Here is a 20201-nt window from a genome sequence, read left to right as displayed (position 1 = left end):
TTAATTGGCGGGAGCAGGTTGGGCTGCGGGGGCCGCTTCCGTTGCCGCTGCCGGTTCTTCAGGGGCAGGCAGCGACGTGGCTTGTGGTTCCGCGGCGGCAGGGGCTTCAACGGGAGTGGAAGGTGCGGGAGCGGCCTGCCCGTCAGTTGCCGAGGCAGCCGGTTCGGAAGGCTGCACGGGCGTTTCAGAAGGCGTATCCTCCATTGCGGGAGGTTCCTGAGCCGGGAAGGGCTCCACAGGCGCGGTTATGTCCACAGAAGCGGCAGCCGTCGCGTAGTACGCCATCGGAGCCGTATAAACCAACACCAAGAACGTCAGGACAAGCAGCGCGCCTCCGGCGAAGGAGCGGTTGAGCCCCTTCCAGAGGATGATGCCGAGCAGGATGAGCCCGCAGGCCTGTACCAATGCGGCTGTCAAAGCCAACGGCGCGGGCTGCAAAGCGGAAAGCGGCGCGGGGAGTTCGCCGAGGAACAACGGATAGATGTTCGCTGCGGCGAAGAGGAGGCCAAGGGCGATCAAGAGGAGCGCCAACAGGAGGAAAAAGCCGCGGCTGCCGCGCGCGGAAAGGTTCAGCACGCCTTGGGCGGTCAGGACGGCCAAAGGCGGCAGGAGGGGCATCAGCAGCACGGGCATGTTCGCGCCGAGCAGGGCGAGAACCGCCAGCGTCACGATGACGCTGCACCACAGCCAGCCTTGGCCGGGGCGCTGTTTGCGGTTGACCACGATCCCCTTGAAGAAGACGCCGATCCGTCCCCACGGAAGGAAGAGCAGGAGCAGCGTCCACGGGAGCCAAAGGACGGCGAGCAGGGCTACGATGATCCAAGAATCCTGCCCTTGCAGTTTCCATGCCTCAAGGATGGGGGCCAGATATTCGTTTTCGAGGAGGCTCTTCAGCAATTCGCGCCCACCGTCGCCAAAAGCGATGAGCGTACCCCATGAGAGCAGCAGGACGAGCAGCAGCCCGAACGCGAGAGCGCCGTCGCGCGCCCCGGCCCGGCGGAACGTCCCGCGCCAGATGAGGAATACGAGACTGACAAGCAGCGGAAGGACGAGGCCAAGCAGGCCGCCGGACAGTGTGGACAGGGCGACGAGCGCGAAACCGGCAAAGAGCCATAGGGGGGCAAATGCCTTGATCCATCCACGGTACAGACAGATGCCGGAAAGGGTAAGGACGGCCGTGAACAGCATGTCGCTGCCGGAAATCCGGGGCAGCCCCATACAGGCGAAGCCGGTCAGAAGCACCAGGCCGGATGCGAAGGCCGTGCGCCTGTCGCTGCCGGTGGCCCTGGCCAGGGCCCATGTCAGAAGGATCAGGAAGAGCGCGGACAGGGCGGAGGCGATGGGCAGGAGCTGCACCGGATAACCGCTGATCTGCTCCAACCCGGCTGTCGGCTGCACGCCGGGGATATACGCCGCCAAAGACAGGCTGTCGAGGCCGGGGATAAGGCTCAAGGCGCTCAAGAACCAGTGATAGACAGGGTACAGTTCGGGGGCGGGAAGGCCGGACGCGGCCACCCCGAACAGGCCGACGCCCAGGCTGTGCAGCGCGTGCAGCTCCCGGCCCATAAGCGTGGGCATGGATTGAATAAGCCAGAAAAGAATCAGGATCAGGGGGCCGACGGAAGCGAACCCGTTGAAACAGCGGGAAGCGAAGCTGGCTGTTTGCGCCTGGGCTTTCGGGGCGGGCTGTTCGGATACCTTGGCGGCGTTGGGCGCGGAGGCTGCGCTTTCTTCCTGAACGGGGGAAAGGGCGGCGGGATCCGGTTCCGCCGGGGGCGGCGTTGCGGCTTCCGTTTCCGGGGATGATGAGGGCTGCACATCCATATCCGTGGCCGCCGTTTCCGTCATGGGAGCGGCCTGCTCCGCGGAGGCGGGCTGGACGGGGGCGGGCTGCTGTTCTGCGGAGACGTTCGGCTCGTCTTTCTGAACGGGGGTATCTGTGCTCATATCTGCTCCTTCGATAGGATTTCAAAACAGCTATCGGGGGAGACTGTATCCGAGAATCGGCCCGGCGTCAGCAAAAGAATCCTTCCGCCGGGGGCGCCTCAGCAGCCAAACTGCCCCATCCTCCGCCCTGATTCGCGGTAGTGTTCGCGGATCGCCCCTTCCACCACAGCGGGGTTTCGCGTCTGTACGGCTTCAAAGATGTTCCGGTGCCGCTCCACGAATTCCTGTGGCGTGAACAAGACGTTCCAATGGTTATAGAACAGAAATTTGGAAATGTTCGTACAGGCGGAACGGGCCATTTCCACGAGACGGCGGTTTGCACAATGGGCGAGCAGGGCGTTGTGGAAGGCGTCGTCGACTTCGGTGAACTCGTACAGGCCGCCCACCCTGGGCGCAAGGCGGGCCATATGCTCAACCATGCCTGAGATCCTGGCAATGTCCACGTGGGTCATGAGCGGCAGGGCGGCGGCCACACCCGCGCCTTCAAGGATGCCGCCGATTTCGTATTCGTCCTCTATTTCCTGACGGGTCATCTTACGGATATACTTCCCTTTCTGCGGTTCCGACGTAATCAGGCCGTCCTGCGTGAGGATTTGCAGCGCTTCGCGGATTGGCGCGCGGCTGATGCCGAGCCGTTCGGAGAGGACGACTTCCTTAACCTGCTCGCCGGGAGCGAGTTCGCCATCAAGTATGCAGCGTTTGATGAATTCGACAACTTGGCCGCTGTATGTTTGGCGTTTGAACGTGTGCATGGCTTCTCCTTCAAAGGGCACATGACGAAAAGGTTCGCAAGGCGTTTTGCAGTGCTCAAAAAGCGTATAACAGTAGAGGCAAGACGGGCAGCAGCCTCAATGTATTTTTCTATGGAACTACTGCATTCTGTAACGGAAATAGGCGCTACGTCAAGATGTTGAAGACATTTTGTTACAGATGGAAAAATGTATATTGTCGCCATGCAATAAAAGGATACTGCGCGTCTTTTCAAAGCATTTGCGCAGGCGTTGGCGGTGTTTTCCCGTTTCCTTTTTCTTTCGGCCCTGTCATGGCATGTGGCTGTTTTATCCCCACACTATGGTGAAACTACAGACGGTTTATCCAGCTTTTCCGTCGAAGGGCTCCATGCTTGAGGCATTTTATTGATTATTCCTTTAAAATTTCAAGCAATAAGGCTTTACCCCCTTTCTATGGCACAGCCTTCCCTTTCCAAAGGGGGCGCTTCAAACGGGAGGCGTGAAGCGATAACGCCCAGATGCAGTTCCGGGTGCTGGGCAAGCCAGTGTTTTTCATCAGGGTAGAGGAAAAGTTGGGTTTCGGCAAAGCGATGGAGAAGAACGCCAACACAAACAAAAGGGCCCCAGCATCGTTCGGAAGATGAGGAGGAGGAGCGGCTGGGCGCATGTAAGAGCACGGCATGTCCGCATGTTGACGTGGAGACGTGCTTAATGGAAAGATATTTCCAGTAGTTTGTATTACAAATCCTTTTAGGGGATCAAGCAACCGCACTCACAGACATTGAAAAAGGATATTTCCATGCCCTACGAAACCACACACCGATTCCTTGCCTCGGAATTGCCGGTCGTCGAACCGGAATCCTGCCTGTTCCATGTGCTGCCCGTGCCTTTGGAGGCTACGGTGTCGTATGCAGGAGGGACGGCACGGGGCCCGGAAGCCATTCTTGAGGCCTCCGATCAACTTGAATTGTGGGATGGCGAATCCGTCCCCGCCGAAGCGGGCATTTATACGTGGCCGGCGGTCGATACTTCCGGTTCCCCGGAAACCGTGCTCGGCAGGGTGGAAGCGGCGGTCGAGGGCATCCTTGGCCGCAACGGCCTGCCCGTATTGCTTGGCGGTGAACATACCGTCACCTACGGCGCCCTCGCGGCGCTGAAAAAACGGTTCGGGACATTCGGGATCATCCAGTTCGACGCACACGCGGATTTGCGAGACAGCTACGAAGGGAGCCCGTGGAGCCACGCGTGCGTCATGCGGCGCGCGGTCAAGGACTTGGGGCTGCCGCTGGCCCAGTTCGGCGTGCGGGCCATGTGCCTTGATGAAGTGGAAGCACGCAAGGAACACGGCGTCATATTCCATGATGCGGCCTCCATTGCCCGCAACGGCCTTCCTGAATCCCTGCTTCCCCCGGATTTTCCCCGTCAGGTGTATCTGACCTTTGACGTGGACGGCCTTGATCCGTCGATCATGCCCGCGACAGGGACGCCCGTCCCCGGCGGGCTCGGTTGGTACCAGTCTCTTGATATTGCGGAACGGACGCTGTCCGGGCGGGATGTCCTTGGGTTCGACGTCGTGGAGCTGGCTCCGGTGCCCGGAATGCACGCTTCCGATTTTGCCGCCGCCCGCCTTGTTTACGCCCTTATGGGGATCACAGCGCGCGGTCGCGGCTGAAACGGCTCAGCCCTGCCGCAATCATTCCTTAAAAGGGGAAAGCCCTGTCATAGCAAAAGATTGATATTTTATTCATGTAATTCTAGTCAGTACTGAGGAAAGCGCTTTTATCTCTGGGCTCACCAACAAGCACCTCCAAAAGACTCAATGAAATCAACTATTCTAAAATGGCATCAATCAAATGCTATGACAGGGCCAAAGGGAAAGCTTTCCTTCAAAAAAGCTTTCCCTCTTTTTATGGGGTTCAGCCTGTTGAGGATACGAAGCATCCGAAACAAGAAACGACCCGCTATGTGTGGGGATTATGGCAGGCTCTGCCAGAGCAAACGGTTGTTGTCTGATTTTTTTGCAATTTCAAATGATTTTGTCGTAGCATGCGGTCGTTTTTTTATTTTTGGCTCTGTCATAGTACATGGTTGTTTTGTTTCAGCAATATACTGAAAATATATGCTTTTTCTCCAAATTTTCCGCTAGTGGGCTCTGTGATTGGGGGGATTTTATTGGTTATTTTTTTGAAATTTCAAGGAAATAAAGCATCAACCGTTTTCTATGACACAGCCTTTCAAATAAAGAACCGATAAAAAAAACAGCGATAAATTGTTTCAATAAGGATCTGTCATAGCATATAGTTGTTTCATCTCCACAGCATGGTGAAAATACGGCCCTTTTATCCGGTTTTCCCATGAACGGAATCCTTGGCTAAGGCATTTTTCCGGTCATTCCTTTGGAGCTTCAAAGAAAAAAACAGCAACTATTTTCTATGACACAGCAATAAAAATATATAGCCCTTTTATAGGGTACGGCTGGTTTACATCCTCAATATGGTGAAAATACAGACTTTTTACTTATCTTGCATTGGTGTCCTTCATGGCTAACGCATTTTATTTGGGTTATTCCTTTGGAGCTTCAAGAAAGAAAGCATCAACCATTTTCATGACACAGCCAAACATATAACTGCTCCATATTCACCATATCGTGTGAATATGGCGGCCGTGTTCTTACTATGCCGTGTCATTAATTGTATATAATATATTGAAATTATTTAATTATTTTTAAATCGCAAAAAGATTATTTCTAATAATTTCAAATGATTACATGGAAAATAACGACACAGCCTAAAGCCTTCTGGAAAAACAGAACGCCCCGTAAAGGGCGTCCAGAATATTGATGAAAAGGGATTCGATAAACACGAAACTCTTTGAAGTGGGAGGGGTGGGGTTTGGGGAGGGGAGGGAGAAACTTTCTTGAGAAAGTTTCTCCCTCCCCTCCCCAATTCCATATCCCTTACTCCCCAAGTTCACGCCCCCATACGCCGAGGCGCTCCATAATGAACTCGGAGATCTGCTGGTGCTCGGCCTTGCCCGTGCCTTCGATGCGCATGGGCGCGCCGAATTCAAAATGGATGGTCTTTTTGACGTCCACCGGGCCGAAATCCTTGATGAGGCTCCCGTTTCCCCACGCATCGGTCTTGAGCGCCACCGGAATGGCCGGAACCCCGGCGCGCTTGGCCAGCTTGACGCCGATGGTGTTGAAATGCGCGGGTTCAAAAACGGAACTGCGCGTGCTCTGCGGAAAAACAATGACCGAGCGGCCTTGCTTGAGCCTTGCCTCGCCGCCTTCGAGCACCGCGACGAGATCCTCACGGGGATTGCTGCGGCCGACGACGATGGGCTCGCGCGACCTGAGCACAGGGCCGAAAAAAGGATACTTCAGCAGGCTTTCCTTCACCACAAAGGTCACATCCTTCCACGGCTGGATCATGGAAGGCAGCACAAATGTCTCCAACGTGCTCATATGGTTGCCGATGAAGACGCAAGGACCTTCCAGGGAACGGAAGTGCTCCAGCCCGGCGGCTTCGATGCGGCAGCCCACGGCTTCGAGCGTGTGCACGATGCTCTCGCTGCTTTGAGTCCATGCCTCGCCGTCGTATTGGTTGCACATGGCGTTATAGCCAGCCTTGAGCACAATCCAGAGCATGGGCGCGTAGAACCCCAGGTTCGGGTTGATGCGGCTCAGGAGGGAAGGGGTACGCGGGGACGTCAGATAGCTGTCGGCGTCGAAGAGATGCGAAGGTGTCGTCATGGGGAAGCCTAACGGTTTTCGGTTTTAGTGCGTTTCAGGCGCTTGTTCCAGCTTGCCAGGCGGGGTTCCTCCCCATATTCCTTGGCCTGGTAGAACACGCGGTTCCTGACTGAGGGAGGGAGGTAGTCCTGCTCCACCCACGCCTGCGGAAAATTATGCGGGTATTTGTAATCCTTGCCGTACCCCCATTCGCGCTGGAGCTGCGTCGAGGCGTTGCGCAGATGCAGGGGCACGGACTGCGGGCCGTTGATCTTTACCTCCCGCGCGGCGTTGGCATAGGCCGCATAGGTGGAATTGCTCTTGCGCGCGAGGGCAAGGTAGACCACGGTTTCCGCCAGCGGGATGTAGCCTTCGGGCATCCCCACAAACTCCACGGCCTGCTGGCAGGCGACGGCCAGCGGCAGGGCCTGCGGATCGGCCAGCCCCACATCTTCGGAGGCGGACAGGATGAGCCTCCGGCAGATGAAACGCGGATCTTCGCCGCCTTCGAGCAGGCAGGCCAGATAGTACAGCGCCGCGTCGGGATCGCTCCCCCGGATCGATTTGATAAGCGCGGAGGCGTATTCGTAATGGCTGTCCCCATCCTTGTCGTGGCGGGCCATGATTTCGGGCAGGGTGGCCTTGACGTGGGGCAGGTTGCGCTTTTCTTCCGGCAGGGACGAGGCGTACTCCACCAGATTGAGCATGGTCCGGGCGTCGCCGTGGGCCGCCGTCGAGAGGAAATCAAGGATCTCGTCACTCAGGGTGACGGAAAGGGCCGCCGTGCCGCGCCTGCCGAGTTCGATCAGTTCGGGCCGCCCAAGCTGGCGCAGCCGCAGGACGTGCAGCCGTGAAAGCAACTGGCGGGTCACGCTGAAAGAGGGGTTTTCCGTAGTCGTGGCGATCATGGTGAGATCGCCGGACTCCAGCAGGGGGAGGAAAAAATCCTGCTGCGCCTTTGAGAAGCGGTGCAGCTCGTCGAGCACAAGGATATCGACGCCGGTAAGCTGGCGCCGGAGCTGTTGCAGGCCCGCTTCGGGAGCGCTCAGGCGCAGGACATTGCCGCCCCGGGCGCGTGCGAGCAGGAGGGCCAGCGTGGACTTGCCGCAACCCGGAGGGCCGAACAGAAGCAGGCTCGGAAGGCGCGGGCCTTCCATGAGCGTGGTCAGGCGCTCGGCGAGGTGGCTCTGTCCGACGAAGAGAGCCAGTTCGGAGGGGCGCAGGCGTTCAGGCAAAGGCTGGGACAGGGGCATGGAGGCTCCAAGCTTGCCCGCCGGGGCGGGTGCCGTTAGGCGTCGGCGCTTTCGAGGACGACTTCGTCCCTGCCGTCGCGTTCTTCCATAAGGACATTGACCTTTTCAGAGCGGGCCGTGTTGATCTTGCGGCCCACGTAGTCGCCGTGGATGGGCAGTTCGCGGTGCCCGCGATCCACGAGGACAAGGAGTTCCACCGTCTTGGGGCGGCCATAGTCGAGGATGGCTTCCAGCGCGGCGCGGATGGTGCGCCCGGTGAACAGCACGTCGTCGACGAGGATGACGTTTTTATTGTCGAGAGGTGTGGTGATGTTGGACTCGCCGATGGTGGGGCGGGCGTGCATCGTCGTCCAGTCGTCCCGGTACAGGTTGATGTCCAGCGTGCCGAAGGGCAGCCTCCGCCCAAGCTTGTCTTCCAGCGCCTTGCCGAGGCGGACGGCGAGGTCGACCCCGCGCCGCTGGATGCCCAGCAGAACGGTTTGTTCACAGTCTCCGTGACGTTCCATGATTTGGCAGGCGAGACGGTCGAGGACGCGGGCGATCTCGTCGGCATGAAGAAGGACGGTGGTTTTCATGGGCAACTCCTCTTGAGGGCCGGGTACGTGTGCCGCGAGAGGACGGGCTCCCGCGCGCCTTGCGAAACTCAGGATATACTATTCCCCGTAGCGTGAAAAGATCGGATTTGTCCATGAAATACACGGGGACGGGCCCGTGGGGAGGCTCAGGGGGAGCAAATGAGGCTTGACAAGGGCCGCCCGGCAACTATGTTATCCCCACTCAGGCCGTCGCAGCGAGGGCCTGTAACACGCCCGCGTGTCCGGGAGAACGGCCTTCCCGCCCAAAGGCGTCGAGCCGGAACCGCCAATCTTAACCAATCCCGAAAGCAGCCGCAGAAAGCCTTTATCGAAAGACTGAAAGCGACGGATGAGGCTGCGTTGGAGGACCTGATGATCTCTCTTACCGAAGAGGCTCGCAAAGAGCTTGAAGCGTATTTTGAAGGCAAGGAAAAGACCCCCATCCGGGTGTACCTTGCCCCCGGCGGATGCAGCGGCCCCCGCTTGGCCCTCGCCCTTGACGAACCCGGCGAGGACGATGAAACGTCCGAGGACAACGGCCTGACGTTCTGCATCAACAAGGAACTGGCCGAAAAGGTCGGCGCGGTGACCATCAACCTGACCTATATGGGGTTTGTGGTTGAATCCGAAATCCCCCTGCCGAGCAGCGGCAACGGCGGCGGCTGCTCGTCCTGCTGCGGCGGCTGCGGCAGTTCCGGCGGCTGCCATTAAGCATGAGGCTGCGGGAAGCTCCTTCCCGCGCCGGTTCTGCGGCCATACGGCGGGGTTTCCGTTGCGCAAAAAGCGATTCCATGAGAAAAGCCCTAGCCAACGGCCCCTTGCCGTTCGTTTTTGTCCATTACCTTTGAAGAATACGGATACGGCGTTTTCCTGTGCGTGTCCGTTTCCCCTCTTCACCCTTTATTCCGGAGGAAACAACCATGTTTACCATTAGCGAAACAGCTTCCCATGAGCTGGAAGCGTATTTTGCCGACAAGGAAAAAACGCCTATCCGCGTGTATCTCGCCGCCGGCGGCTGACGCGGCCCGCGCCTCGCTCTGGCTCTGGATGAGCCTACTCCCGAAGACAAGGTTTTTGAGCAGGACGGATTTACCTTTTGCATCGCCGGCGATCTTCTTGAAACCGTGGGCGGCGTGACCATCGACCTGACGTACATGGGCTTTTCCGTCGAACCCGAAATCCCCCTTGCCAACACGGGAGGGAGCAGTTGCGGCGGCAGTTGTTCCTCCGGCAGCTGCGGCACCCACTAGCTCCCACAGCATTTGACGACAAAAAGGCGGTGTTCTTTTCGGAACACCGCCTTTTTTCATGCGGAAAGCCCGTTTGGGCTGCGTGGGCATGCCTGCGGCTACGGGCGCTTTTCGTGGCGCCCCCGGCTGCAGCAGGGACACCCGCCGGTATGCAGCGCGCCTTTTTCCTCCGCCTTGGCCAGCAGCCAGACGACGGCGACGAGAAAGGCGAGCGCCAGCAGGACGGACATGCTAGATTCCCATATTGTTGTAGCCGCAGTCCACGAACATGACTTCGCCGGTCACGGCGGATCCGAGATCGGAGGCGAGGAAGACGGCGGCCTTGCCCACGTCTTCGGTGGTCACGTTGCGGCGGAGGGGGGCGTGTTCTTCAATATGGTTGAAGATCAGCTTGAAGTCGGAGATGCCGGAGGAAGCCAGCGTCTTGATGGGGCCGGCGCTGATGGCGTTGATGCGCACGCCCTTCGCGCCGAGATCGACGGAAAGGTAGCGGACGGAAGCTTCAAGGGCCGCCTTGGCGACGCCCATCACGTTGTAGTTGGTGATGATCTTCTGGGCCCCGTAGTAGGTCATGGTGAGCACGGACGCGCCGGGGTTCAGCATGGGCTCGAAGGCATGGCAGAGCGCGGTCAGGGAATAGGCCGAGATGTTCAGGGCCGTGGCGAAGCCGCTGCGGGAGGTTTCGATGAAACGCTTGGTCAGATCTTCACGGTTGGCGAAGGCGACGGAGTGGACGAGCACGTCCACGCTGCCCCATTTTTCCTTCACGAGAGCGGCGGCTGCGGCGATGTCTTCGTCGCTGGTCACGTCGCAGGGGAAGATGAACTCGCCGCCGAGCTCCTCGGAGATGGGTTCCACGCGCTTGTGGATGGCTTCACCGGCATAGCTGAACGCCAGCCGGGCGCCTTGTTCCTTAAAGCAGGAAGCGATTCCGTACGCGATGCTTCTGTTGTTGGCTACCCCGAAGATGAGGCACTTTTTGTCTTTCAACAGCATGGTTTCCTCGTGGTTGGTACTGATGTGGAAAAGGGGCCTCCGGCGGCCGGAGGGAAAGCTCCCCCGGCGACAGGCAAACCAAAACGATCCGGGACTCCCTTCATCGGCGGAAAGGCAGTTTCCGAACCGCGAAGAGGCCGGCAACGGGTGGCCCGGCAACCCTGCGGACGGGTTTGATGGCGTCGGCCATACGCGCCCGGCGGCATTTCCGCCGCCCGGCTTCCCGCCTGCCGAGTGCTGGGCGGGCATACGGGAAAGCCCGGAGGAGGCCCTTTGAGATAAGCCCTCCTCCGGTTTTCCCTCATTTTATATTAGAGGGCAAGCTCGGAGCCGGTCAGGATGCGGTAGGCTTCGAGATATTTGTTCCGGGTGGCTTCGACCACTTCCTTGGGCAGGGCGGGCGGCGGCGGGGTCTTGTCCCACGGCTGCGCGGACAGCCAGTCGCGGAGGTACTGCTTGTCGAAGCTCGGCTGGCTCTGGCCCGCCTTGTAGCCCTCGGCGGGCCAGAAGCGGGAGGAGTCGGGCGTCAGCACTTCGTCGATGAGGGTCAGCTCGCCGTCAACCATGCCGAATTCAAATTTGGTGTCGGCAATGATGATGCCGCGGCTTTCAGCCCATGCGCGGCCTTCCTTGAAGAGGGCGAGGGCGATGCTCTCGATCTGGGCCGCAATGTCCTTGCCGAGGATTTCCGCGGCGCGGGCCGTGGAGATGTTCTCGTCGTGCTCGCCGAGTTCCGCCTTGGTGGACGGGGTGAACAGAGGCTGTTCGAGGCGGGCGGATTCCAGCAGGCCCTCAGGCAGCTTGTAGCCGCAGACGGAGCCGGTGGCCTTGTAGTCCTTCCAGCCGGAACCGGTGATGTAGCCGCGGACGATGCATTCCACCGGCAGGGGCTTTGCCTTCTTCACGAGGACGGAACGGCCTTCCAGCTCTTCGCGGTAGGGGGCCAGCGCTGCGGGGAACTTGTCCACATCGCTCTCGATGAGGTGGTTCTTGACGAGGTGGGCGAACTTCTTCATCCAGAACAGGGTGATCTGGTTGAGGATGACGCCTTTGTACGGAACCGGCTCGCTCATGATGACGTCAAAGGCGGACATGCGGTCCGTGGTGACGATGAGCAGGGTGGAGTCGTCGATATCATAAATATCGCGGACTTTGCCCCGGTTGAGCAAGGGGAATTCCTTGATGTCGGTTTTGGTCGTGACTTTCATGTGACGTCCTTTGGGCATTGGCGTGGTTTGAGCGTTGACGAGATTATTGCTTCCGGCATTCCATCGAGCGGGCATGGGCTTCAAGCTGCTCCATGCGGGCGAGCCGGGCCACGGCGTCCGCATTGGCGGCGGCGAAGGCGGGGCTGGCGGCGATGATGCTGGTGCGTTTGCAGAAGGTCTGTACGGAAAGGGCCGAAGAGAAGCGGGCCGTGCCGAGCGTGGGCAGCACGTGGTTGGGCCCGGCGAAGTAGTCTCCGAGGGGCTCCGGCGCGTAGGGGCCGAGGAAGACCGCACCCGCATGGCGGATGCGGGGCAGCACGGCCCACGGCTCGCGCATCAGCACTTCAAGGTGCTCCGGGGCCACGCGGTTGGCGAGGGCGACGGCGGCGTCCATGTCCGGCACGAGGACGACGGCGCTCCAGTCGGCCAGCGATTTGCGCACGATGTCGGCGCGGGGCAGGGTGGCGGACTGGCGTTCCAGTTCCGCGATGACGGCATGGGCCAGCGCCTCGTTGTCCGTGATGCAGATGGCGGAAGCCAGCGCGTCGTGTTCGGCCTGCGAGAGCATGTCGGCGGCGAGCCATTCGGGGTTGGCGGAATCGTCGGCGAGGACGAGGACTTCGCTCGGCCCGGCGATCATGTCGATCCCCACCCGGCCCTGCACGAGCCGTTTCGCGGTGGTCACCCAGATGTTGCCCGGCCCGGCGATGACGTCCACCGGCGCGACGGTTTCGGTGCCGTAGGCGAGCGCGGCGATGGCCCACGCCCCTCCCATGCGGTAGATTTCATGCACGCCGAGCAGGTGCGCGGCGGCAAGGATATGCGGGTTGAGGGTGCCGTCGGCACGGGGCGGCGTGGCCACGGCGATTTCGCGGACGCCTGCGGCCTGCGCCGGGATGGCGGTCATGAGCAGGCTGGAGATGAGCGGCGTGTTGCCGCCGCGCCCTCCGGGGACATAGAGCCCGGCCCTGTCCACGGCCTCGATCTTCTGGCCGAGGATCGTGCCGTCGTCGCGGGTGAGGAACCATGAACGATCTTTCTGGGCTTCATGGAAGGCGCGGATATTGTCCGCCGCCCGTCTGATGCAGTCGAGGCTTTCGGCGGGGATGCCGCGGGCGGCCTGTTCCAGATCCTCGGCGGGCACGCGCAGGGGAGGCCGCATATCCGGGCAGTCGAACCGCCGGACATATTCGAGGACGGCGCCGTCGCCGCCCTTGCGGACTGCGTCCAGCATGGCGCGCACATCCGTTTCCACGGTCTGATCGGGGTTGTCGCGGTTTTCCAGAAGCTGAAGCAGTTCCGGCCACATGGCTTCTGACGACAGCGACAGCAAACGACACGTCATGATGACTCCTTGGGCCTCCGGCGGGCCGGGGGCGTCTCCGGGGCTCCCCGGATGATGAAGGGGCTTGGTAAGAGCAGATGACTTTAGAGCAGGAACGCCGGAAAGTCGAGCCTCCCGCCGGCGTTTCCCTAAGTGGATTTTTAGGGGCGGCGCGGGCAATGGGCCGGATTGTTTTCGTTTTGGGTTCCGTCATGGAAGGCGGGGCTTCATCCGCACGGCATGGCGGAAGATGCCGCCTTTTTCCTCAGCTTTTCTTTGGCGAGTCCCATGAGTGAGCCGTTTTTATTGGCTATCTGCTTGGGACTCCAAGAAATAAGACATCAGCCGCCTACCGCGGCACAAACGCCGTTTCCGTGTTGTGAATGCGCGTCACGCTCTTTACGCAGGGGCGGAAACAGGGTATCGCCTTGCTCATGAAAAGAGCGTTTTATCTTTTTGGAACCATTATCGGTGTGCTCGTGGCCCTTGGCCTCGCAGCCGTGGTTGGCGTCTATTTTTGGGCTACCCGGGATTTGCCGGGGTTTACCCGTATCGCCGATTACCGTCCCGCACTCACCACCACCGTTCTGGCGCGTGACGGGAGCGTCATCGGTTCTTTTTACCGGGAAAACCGTTTCCTCATTTCGCTCGATCAGATGCCCGACATGCTCCCCAAGGCTTTTTTGGCCGCTGAGGACGCTGAATTCTATGAACACGAGGGCGTGAACCCGGTCGCCATTTTCCGCGCCTTCCTCATCAACCTCCAGTCCGGCACGAAGCGGCAGGGCGGCAGCACCATCACGCAGCAGGTGATCAAGCGCCTGCTCCTGACGCCCGAACGCAGCTACGAGCGCAAGATCAAGGAAGCCATCCTCGCGTACCGTCTGGAGCATTACCTTTCCAAAGATGAAATCCTGACAATCTATCTGAACCAGACCTTCCTTGGGGCCAACGCGTACGGCGTTGAGGCCGCCGCGCGGACGTACTTCGGGAAAAACGCCAAGGATCTCACGCTGGCCGAGTGCGCCATCATTGCGGGCCTGCCCAAGGCCCCCTCCCAGTACAACCCCTACCGTGACCCGGACGCCGCCATCGGCCGCCAACATTACGTGCTGCGCCGCCTGCGTGAGCTGAACTGGATCACGGAAGCCGAGTACGACGCCGCGCTCAAACAGCCGCTGGTGTTCAAGCAGATGGCGGACGGCATGGGCCGCCAGGGGGCGTGGTATCTGGAAGAGGTGCGGCGCCAGCTTATTGAGCTGTTCAGCGAGGAAAACGCCAAAAGGCTCGGCATCGAGCTGCCTGTGTACGGTGAGGATGCCGTCTATCAGATGGGCTTTACCGTGCGGACGGCTATGGATCCTCCGGCGCAGATGGCGGCGGATGAGGCGCTGCGTTCCGGGCTGGAAGGCTTTACCCGCCGCCAAGGTTGGCATGGGCCGGTGGAAAAGATTCCGGCGGCGGACTTGAAAGGGCGCATCGAGAAATCGCATTTCTCCCCGTATATGCTGGCGAACGGCGAACGGGTTAAGGGCATCGTCACCCGGATTACGGACAAGGGTGTGGACGTCCGCCTCGGCAAGTACAGCGGGTTCATTGATAACGCACAGTTGAGCTGGGCGAAGAAGACGCTCCGCAGCAAGCAGAAGTTCCTTGAATCCGGCGATGTCGTTTGGGTGGCCGCCGTCAGCGACCCCAAAAATCCGTACAACCCGGACGAGGCCGAACCGGGCAAGCCTATCCGCCTGTCGCTCCAATGCGTCCCGGAATTGCAGGGCGCGCTCGTATCCATTGAGCCGGAGACGGGCGACGTGGTGGCGATGGTCGGCGGTTACAGTTTTCAGGAAAGCCAGTTCAACCGCGCGACGCAGGCGTTCCGGCAGCCGGGGTCGTCCTTCAAGCCCATCGTCTACTCCGCCGCGCTGGACAACGGCTTTACGGCGGCTTCCGTCATCCTCGACGCGCCCGTGGTGCAGTTCCTTGAGAGCGGCGACGTGTGGCGTCCGAGCAACTACGAGAAAAACTTCAAGGGGCCGCTCCTGCTGCGCACGGCGCTGGCCCTGTCCCGGAACCTGTGCACTATCCGCGTGGTGCAGCAGATGGGGGTTCAGAAAGTCATTGAGCGGGCCAAGGATCTGGAGCTGGAGCCGCATTTCCCTGAAGTGCTGTCGGTCAGCCTCGGTGCGGTCGCGGTTACGCCGCTGAACATGACGCAGGCCTATACCGCCTTCGCCAACGGCGGCATGGTCAGCAAGGCGCGGTTCATCCTTTCGGTCAAGAATTTCTGGAATGAGACCATCTATGAGTCGCAGCCCGATCTGCGCGATGCCATTTCCCCGCAGAACGCCTATGTGATGTCCTATCTGCTCAAGGAAGTGGTGAACGCGGGTACGGCGACGAAAGCCAAAGTGCTCGGACGGCCCGTTGCGGGCAAGACCGGAACCAGCAACGACTGGAAAGACGCGTGGTTCATCGGCTTTACCCCGCATCTCGTGACGGGCATGTACGTTGGGTACGACCAGCCCCGGACGATGGGCCGCAGCGGTACCGGCAGCGGTCTGGCTCTGCCGATTTTCGTCGAGTATGCGAAGTCGGCGTTTCAGGCGTATCCGCCGGATGATTTCGACGTGCCGGATGGGATTTCCTTTGTGAACGTGGATCAGGCCAGCGGGCATCTCGTGGGGAGCGGCGGGCTGCGGCTTCCCTTCTACACGGGCACGGAGCCCGGCTCCAGCACGTCCGAGGAAGCCATTTCCGGTGTGAACACCCGCGGCGAGGATTTGCTGAAGCAGATGTTTTAGTTGGCGGGAGAAGATTGGGGAAAGGGAGGGGAAGCCTTTCTGGAGAAAGGTTTCCCCTCCCTTCCCCCAAACCCCCATCCCTCCCCTTCCCAAGACTTTCGTGCTTATTGAATCCCTGTTCACGGCATTCCCTGTTGATTGAGGGAAGCCGTTGAGCGGGGTGTTTTTTTAGAGGGAGGGAGAGCGGAGGAGGGTTTTCGGTTTGCAGGAGCAAGAGGGGGTAGGGGCAGGCTATGGAAAAGATTTTTTATTTGGGCATGATGATCGCGGCGGGGCTGCTGTTCGGGCTCCAGTCGCCGATCAACGCGCAGTTGAGCCGCTCCGTTGGCGTGTTGGAAGGGAGTTTCCTTTCATTCCTTGGCGGTACGCTGGTGCTTGGGATCGCTGTGCTGTTTTTCGGCAAAGGGCATGTCGGCGGCGTATTCGGCGTTCCGGCGTGGCAACTGGTCGGCGGTTTGTTCGGGGCGACTGTGGTATTCAATACGATTCTTTGCGTGCCCCATATCGGCGTCCTGCCTACCCTGATGGCCATGATCCTCGGCAACCTGATCATGGGCTGCATCATTGACCATTTCGGCTGGTTCGGCATTCCCGTCAACCTGTTCACATGGCGGCGTTTTTTGGGCGTCCTGCTGGTCTTGCTCGGCCTTTTCATCGCGTTCCGACGCTGATGGTCAACCAAAAAACTATGCTGCTTTGGGGAGTGGCTCTGCCATAGGAAGTGGAAGGGGTATCTCCACCCGCACGGTGAAAACATTACCGCCGCGAACTGCGGGAATCGCAGTAAATAGGTACCTCCACACGCACGATGAAAACATGGCCTTTTACTCCAACTTTTCCGTTGGCGGAATTCATAGCCGGGGTATTGTGGGCTATCCACTTGGAATTCCAAAGGGTTCTGTCATAGTATGTGGTTGTTTCATCTCCACAGTATGGTAAGGATACATTCTTTCTACCCAGTTTTCCCATTGACGGAATCCTTGGTTAAGGCATTTTGTTGGTTATTCCTTTGGAACTTCAAGGGAAAAGAGCATCAACCTTTTTTATGACACCGCCTTTCAAAAAATAAAGCATCAACCATTTCCTATGGCATAGCCTTGGGGGGCATAGGAAATGGTTGATGCCTTATTTTCCCAAAATTCCAAGGGAATAACCAATAAATGTCCCAATCCTAGATTGTGTTGTTAATTGTAAATAATATACTAAAATATTTAACTATTTTAAGTTATAAAAGGTTGTTTTTAATAGTTTCAGATAATTACATATCAAAAAGAAGACACGACCTAGAGTCCATCAGCGGAAAAATGAGAAAAAGTCTCTATGTTCACCATACTATGGAGATGAAACAACCATATCCCATGACAGAGCCTTAGGTTGTGTCGTCATTTATATGTAACTATTTGAAGCCATTGAAAACAACTTTTTTCGTGGCTTGAAAAAATAGTTAATTGGTTTCCATAGATTGTATCTAATTGCCGAGACGACCTAGGATTTGCCGTCCCAATGCCTACGGTATAGAAGAGATGCGTTTTCAGGCCCATAGCATTCCTGATATGGCACGCTTTTGATATGGCGCACCTCAAAGAGAAGCAACAGACGGGAGCCCCTTTTTCCGTTGGAAGGCAGGGCCACGCCGTTTTTATCAGTTGGTTTATTGCCGGCATCAACCTTTCCCAAAACAAAACAGGCCGCCCGGATTGTCCCGGACGGCCTGTTTTATTGACCATGTACCCCCGTAACGGGGACTCCCTCCGCGCGGCCTCCCCACCAGTCAAAAGTCTTGGGAGGATGAGGGGAGGGGGTGTGGGGGAGGGGAGAAGGCAACCCTTCTTCAGAAGGGTTCCTTCTCCCTTCCCCCACATAACTTAATACGCGTGATCGTCCTTCTGAAGGCTTTCAGGGGTCACCTTGTGGGCGAAGGTGTAGTAAACCCACGCTTGATAGGCGATGACCACGGGAATGCAGCAGAGGGTCACGCCGAGCATGATCTTAAGGGTCAGCGGGCTGGAAGCGCCGTTGAGCACCGTTACGCTGTACGCGGGATCGATGCTGGAAATGATGATGCCGGGATACATGCCGAACACACCGAAGAAGGTCACGGCAATGATGAACAGCGCGCTGAAGAACCACGCGCCGAGCAGGTTGTCGGCCCCGATCATCACCCGCACGGTGAGCAGGGAAGCCACCGCGAGGATCGGGAAGACGAGCAGCGTGGGATGTGCGGCGTAGTTGGCATACAGGTTGGTGTAGAACGCGGTCAGGGCGAGGAAAATCAGGGCTGCGGCAAGGACAAGAGGCCAGACCACCTGCGCCGCGCCGACGGCGCGTTCATGAATGTCGCCTTCGGACTTGAGGGCCAGCCAGAGCGCACCGTGCATGCAGAAGATCAGCACGAAGAAGATGCCGCCGGCGAGGCCGTAGGGGTTGAGGAGCTTGATGATGTTGCCGTGGTACACGCCGTCACCGTCAATCGGGATGCCCATGAACAGGTTGGCGAAGGCTACGCCGAGCAGCAGCGCGGGCAGGAAGTTGCCGAGGAACTGGCAGGCGTCCCAGAGCCTGCGCCACTGGGGGCAGTCCTTCTTGTTGCGGAACTCGAAGGATACCGCGCGGAAGATCAGGGCGAAGAGCAGGATGAGCAGCGGAGCGTAGAGCGCGCTGAACATCACCGCGTAGGCCTTGGGGAACGCGGCGAAGGTCACGCCGCCGGCCGTGATGAGCCACACTTCGTTGCCGTCCCAGTACGGGCCGGCAGCGTTGTAGATGATGCGTTTTTCCTCATCGTTCTTGGCAAGGAAAGGCAGCAGGGTTCCCATGCCGAAGTCGAAGCCATCCAGGACAAAGTAGACCGCCCAGAGCAGTCCCCACAAAACAAACCAAGTGGTTTCAAGCATATTGGTAATCCTCTCTTAGGGTAGGATGGCGGGGCTAGGCCTGCGCTTCAGGGGCAGCTTCCGGGCCCTTCTTGGCATACTTGCGGAGCAGGTAGATGTCCAGAATGCCGAGGAAGGTGTAAATGACGATGAAAGCCGCGAGCGAGAGCCCTACAGAGGACGTGGGGACCGGCGACACGGCGTCGGAGGTCCGCATGAGGCCATAAACAATCCACGGCTGGCGGCCTATTTCGGCCACGGCCCAACCCGCCATGATCCCAAGGTAGGGCAGGGGGATCACGTAGATCAGCGCCTTCATGAGCAGGGGATGGTTTTCGAGATCCTTTCTCCGCCACCACGCGGCGATGGCCAGCAGCACGAAGAGGCCCGCACAGGCCACCATGAAGCGGAAGGAGAGGAAGGTGGGAAGGACCGGGGGAATGTCTTCGGCGGGGAAGGCGTCAAGGCCCTTCACTTCCGCGCTTGGGGAGTTGAAGGCCAGCAGGCTCAGCAGGCCGGGGATGGGCAGGGCCTCAATGCTGTTGGTATGGTTGTCCTGATCAGGCCATGTGAGGAGATACATGGGGACATGGGTGCCGGTTTCCCAATGGGATTCCATGGCGGCGAGCTTGGCGGGCTGCATTTCCGCGACGACCTGCGCGTGATGGTGCCCCTGAAGGCCGAGCAGCAGGACGAGGATCAGGGTGAAGGGCGCGGCGATGCGCACGGAACGCTTGAACAGATCCAATTCGTTCTTGCGGAGCAGGTGCCACGAGGAGACGCCGAGCACAAAGAAGCCGCCGAGCATCCACGCGGCGAAAATCGTGTGGAAATATTGGCTCCATGCGAAGGGGTTGGTTACGACCTCAAAGAAGCTGGACAGCTCGGCGCGGCCATTCTTGATGACGTAGCCGACGGGGTTCTGCATCCAGCCGTTGGCGAGGATGATCCACAGGGCGGACAGGTTCGAGGCGATGGCCACGAGCCAGATCGCGGTCAGGTGGATTTTTTTGCTCACGCGCTCCCAGCCGAAAGCCCACACCGCAAGGAAGGTGGACTCAAGGAAGAAGGCGGCGGTAGCCTCGATAGCCAGCAGCGAGCCGAAGATGTCGCCCACGTATTCCGAGTAGCGGGACCAGTTGGTTCCAAACTGGAATTCAAGGGTAATCCCGGTTACGACGCCGAGGACAAAATTGATGAGGAACAGCTTTCCCCAGAACTTGGTCATCCTTTTGTACACTTCATTGCCCGTACGGACGTAGAGCGTCTCCATGATGGCGAGAAGAACCACGAGCCCTAGGGTCAGCGGGACAAAGATGAAGTGGAAAAAGACGGTCACGGCGAACTGCAGCCGTGACAGCATGACAACATCCATAGAATTCCCCCATGATGTTCGTTTCCGGCCTTGGGCCGGATACATTGCGGGAGCCCAGTCTCCTCAGGCTCCTTTGAAAAAATTTGACGGTACGCCGCGTTGGGAAGGATTCTTGTTCAACGGCATATCGGGGCG

At 59.0% G+C, this 20201-nt stretch carries 16 protein-coding genes; 5 read left to right on the top strand and 11 right to left on the bottom strand.

Going from position 1 to position 20201, the window contains the following annotated elements:
* The gene (locus AC6I1V_RS04150) at positions 1–1947 is read right to left on the bottom strand and encodes an SPOR domain-containing protein (RefSeq protein ID WP_486855010.1); all 1947 of its coding nucleotides are present in this window, start codon (positions 1945–1947) and stop codon (positions 1–3) included.
* 98 nt (positions 1948–2045) lie between these two features.
* Positions 2046–2699, bottom strand: coding sequence for a GntR family transcriptional regulator (locus tag AC6I1V_RS04145; RefSeq protein ID WP_302554252.1), 654 nt, complete (start codon positions 2697–2699; stop codon positions 2046–2048).
* Between the two features lie 778 nt (positions 2700–3477).
* Here AC6I1V_RS04145 and speB point away from each other — a divergent pair.
* Entirely contained in the window at positions 3478–4350 is an 873-nt protein-coding gene (gene speB, locus AC6I1V_RS04140; RefSeq protein ID WP_497736864.1) for an agmatinase, read from the top strand.
* A 1284-nt stretch (positions 4351–5634) separates the two neighbouring features.
* On the opposite strand, the gene AC6I1V_RS04135 is transcribed toward speB, so the two are convergent.
* The 3 genes from AC6I1V_RS04135 to pyrR are packed head-to-tail and all read right to left on the bottom strand — an operon-like array spanning position 5635 to position 8239.
* The gene (locus AC6I1V_RS04135) at positions 5635–6432 is read right to left on the bottom strand and encodes a lysophospholipid acyltransferase family protein (RefSeq protein ID WP_486854691.1); all 798 of its coding nucleotides are present in this window, start codon (positions 6430–6432) and stop codon (positions 5635–5637) included.
* Between the two features lie 8 nt (positions 6433–6440).
* Complete coding sequence (locus AC6I1V_RS04130; protein WP_486854690.1) at positions 6441–7664, bottom strand: replication-associated recombination protein A; 1224 nt, start codon at positions 7662–7664, stop codon at positions 6441–6443.
* Positions 7665–7699: 35 nt separating this feature from the next.
* Positions 7700–8239 carry a bifunctional pyr operon transcriptional regulator/uracil phosphoribosyltransferase PyrR gene (pyrR, locus tag AC6I1V_RS04125; RefSeq protein ID WP_486854689.1) on the bottom strand — a complete coding sequence of 180 codons (540 nt, stop codon included), beginning with the start codon at positions 8237–8239 and terminating at the stop codon, positions 7700–7702.
* Positions 8240–8611: 372 nt separating this feature from the next.
* Here pyrR and AC6I1V_RS04120 point away from each other — a divergent pair, with 372 nt between their 5' ends.
* A complete protein-coding gene (locus tag AC6I1V_RS04120; protein ID WP_308772010.1) occupies positions 8612–8950 on the top strand; it encodes an IscA/HesB family protein in 339 nt (112 codons plus the stop codon).
* 209 nt (positions 8951–9159) lie between these two features.
* Complete coding sequence (locus AC6I1V_RS04115) at positions 9160–9489, top strand: IscA/HesB family protein (protein ID WP_308772009.1); 330 nt, start codon at positions 9160–9162, stop codon at positions 9487–9489.
* A 98-nt stretch (positions 9490–9587) separates the two neighbouring features.
* On the opposite strand, the gene AC6I1V_RS04110 is transcribed toward AC6I1V_RS04115, so the two are convergent.
* The 4 genes from AC6I1V_RS04110 to hisD all read right to left on the bottom strand — a co-directional run bounded on the left by AC6I1V_RS04110 (position 9588) and on the right by hisD (position 13038).
* Positions 9588–9719: a hypothetical protein gene (locus tag AC6I1V_RS04110; protein WP_486854688.1), complete on the bottom strand. Its 132-nt coding sequence runs from the start codon at positions 9717–9719 to the stop codon at positions 9588–9590.
* A gap of 1 nt (position 9720) precedes the next feature.
* A complete protein-coding gene (locus tag AC6I1V_RS04105; RefSeq protein WP_302554459.1) occupies positions 9721–10485 on the bottom strand; it encodes an enoyl-ACP reductase FabI in 765 nt (254 codons plus the stop codon).
* Positions 10486–10796: 311 nt separating this feature from the next.
* Complete coding sequence (locus tag AC6I1V_RS04100; protein WP_479858948.1) at positions 10797–11693, bottom strand: phosphoribosylaminoimidazolesuccinocarboxamide synthase; 897 nt, start codon at positions 11691–11693, stop codon at positions 10797–10799.
* Between the two features lie 43 nt (positions 11694–11736).
* The gene (gene hisD / locus AC6I1V_RS04095) at positions 11737–13038 is read right to left on the bottom strand and encodes a histidinol dehydrogenase (RefSeq protein ID WP_486854687.1); all 1302 of its coding nucleotides are present in this window, start codon (positions 13036–13038) and stop codon (positions 11737–11739) included.
* A gap of 413 nt (positions 13039–13451) precedes the next feature.
* Between hisD and AC6I1V_RS04090 the strand changes: the two genes are divergently transcribed.
* Together AC6I1V_RS04090 and AC6I1V_RS04085 are read left to right on the top strand one after the other, a co-directional pair.
* Positions 13452–15818, top strand: a complete 2367-nt coding sequence (locus tag AC6I1V_RS04090; RefSeq protein WP_302554462.1) for a penicillin-binding protein 1A — start codon at positions 13452–13454, stop codon at positions 15816–15818.
* A 233-nt stretch (positions 15819–16051) separates the two neighbouring features.
* A complete protein-coding gene (locus AC6I1V_RS04085) occupies positions 16052–16489 on the top strand; it encodes a DMT family transporter (RefSeq protein ID WP_486850296.1) in 438 nt (145 codons plus the stop codon).
* A 1194-nt stretch (positions 16490–17683) separates the two neighbouring features.
* Here AC6I1V_RS04085 and cydB read toward each other — a convergent pair.
* Positions 17684–18712 carry a cytochrome d ubiquinol oxidase subunit II gene (gene cydB / locus AC6I1V_RS04080; protein WP_308772243.1) on the bottom strand — a complete coding sequence of 343 codons (1029 nt, stop codon included), beginning with the start codon at positions 18710–18712 and terminating at the stop codon, positions 17684–17686.
* A 34-nt stretch (positions 18713–18746) separates the two neighbouring features.
* Positions 18747–20066, bottom strand: a complete 1320-nt coding sequence (locus tag AC6I1V_RS04075; protein WP_337430430.1) for a cytochrome ubiquinol oxidase subunit I — start codon at positions 20064–20066, stop codon at positions 18747–18749.
* Between the last annotated feature and the right edge of the window lie 135 nt (positions 20067–20201).

Source organism: Bilophila sp. T19-St14, assembly GCF_059728385.1.
The sequence above is the reverse complement of the archived record's forward strand: the minus strand, read 5'-3'. Positions and strand labels throughout refer to the sequence as shown.

What these genes read in the sequence shown, in the direction of transcription:
- AC6I1V_RS04135 (WP_486854691.1), bottom strand. Translation starts at nt 6,432, where the DNA reads ATGACGACACCTTCGCATCTCTTCGACGCCGACAGCTATCTGACGTCC.
- pyrR (WP_486854689.1), bottom strand. Translation starts at nt 8,239, where the DNA reads ATGAAAACCACCGTCCTTCTTCATGCCGACGAGATCGCCCGCGTCCTC.
- AC6I1V_RS04130 (WP_486854690.1), bottom strand. Translation starts at nt 7,664, where the DNA reads ATGCCCCTGTCCCAGCCTTTGCCTGAACGCCTGCGCCCCTCCGAACTG.
- speB (WP_497736864.1), top strand. Translation starts at nt 3,478, where the DNA reads ATGCCCTACGAAACCACACACCGATTCCTTGCCTCGGAATTGCCGGTC.
- AC6I1V_RS04150 (WP_486855010.1), bottom strand. Translation starts at nt 1,947, where the DNA reads ATGAGCACAGATACCCCCGTTCAGAAAGACGAGCCGAACGTCTCCGCA.
- AC6I1V_RS04110 (WP_486854688.1), bottom strand. Translation starts at nt 9,719, where the DNA reads ATGTCCGTCCTGCTGGCGCTCGCCTTTCTCGTCGCCGTCGTCTGGCTG.
- AC6I1V_RS04085 (WP_486850296.1), top strand. Translation starts at nt 16,052, where the DNA reads ATGGAAAAGATTTTTTATTTGGGCATGATGATCGCGGCGGGGCTGCTG.
- AC6I1V_RS04145 (WP_302554252.1), bottom strand. Translation starts at nt 2,699, where the DNA reads ATGCACACGTTCAAACGCCAAACATACAGCGGCCAAGTTGTCGAATTC.
- AC6I1V_RS04075 (WP_337430430.1), bottom strand. Translation starts at nt 20,066, where the DNA reads ATGGATGTTGTCATGCTGTCACGGCTGCAGTTCGCCGTGACCGTCTTT.
- AC6I1V_RS04120 (WP_308772010.1), top strand. Translation starts at nt 8,612, where the DNA reads ATGATCTCTCTTACCGAAGAGGCTCGCAAAGAGCTTGAAGCGTATTTT.
- AC6I1V_RS04100 (WP_479858948.1), bottom strand. Translation starts at nt 11,693, where the DNA reads ATGAAAGTCACGACCAAAACCGACATCAAGGAATTCCCCTTGCTCAAC.
- AC6I1V_RS04090 (WP_302554462.1), top strand. Translation starts at nt 13,452, where the DNA reads ATGAAAAGAGCGTTTTATCTTTTTGGAACCATTATCGGTGTGCTCGTG.
- cydB (WP_308772243.1), bottom strand. Translation starts at nt 18,712, where the DNA reads ATGCTTGAAACCACTTGGTTTGTTTTGTGGGGACTGCTCTGGGCGGTC.
- AC6I1V_RS04105 (WP_302554459.1), bottom strand. Translation starts at nt 10,485, where the DNA reads ATGCTGTTGAAAGACAAAAAGTGCCTCATCTTCGGGGTAGCCAACAAC.
- hisD (WP_486854687.1), bottom strand. Translation starts at nt 13,038, where the DNA reads ATGACGTGTCGTTTGCTGTCGCTGTCGTCAGAAGCCATGTGGCCGGAA.